This window comes from Bacteroides sp. 519, from assembly GCF_010500955.1.
GTDB lineage: Bacteria > Bacteroidota > Bacteroidia > Bacteroidales > Bacteroidaceae > Bacteroides.
This window is the reverse complement of record NZ_QVMJ01000149.1, coordinates 1-308: the sequence shown is the minus strand read 5'-3', so window position 1 is coordinate 308 and position 308 is coordinate 1. Positions and strand designations below refer to the sequence as shown.

Genomic DNA, 308 nt, shown 5'->3' with positions numbered 1-308 from the left:
GTTACACAGGAGGTCGATGATATTATCGCTTCTCCTATTGTGAAAGAGAGTATTATCAACAATAGCGACTGTAAAATTTTGCTCGACCAAAGCAGCCGATACAAACGGAAATACAAATGAAGATAACCCAAGTAGTCGTACAACAGATGCTACTTGTATAGTTGCTTTCGGGTGCCACTCCTATCACCGAGGTACGATACAGGTTATTGCTGAATTTCATACCCAGTACCACACCTTTGGCTGGGTCTTTGGCTCTGCGACAAACCAATAATTCGTTTTTGGCATTCAGTATAAAAGCCACCGTTGCT

1 pseudogene is annotated in these 308 nt (G+C 42.2%); it reads right to left on the bottom strand.

The features are described 5' to 3' along the window. Nucleotides 1-55: 55 nt before the first annotated feature. Nucleotides 56-308: pseudogene (locus tag D0T85_RS23305) on the bottom strand (hypothetical protein); the annotation flags it as partial.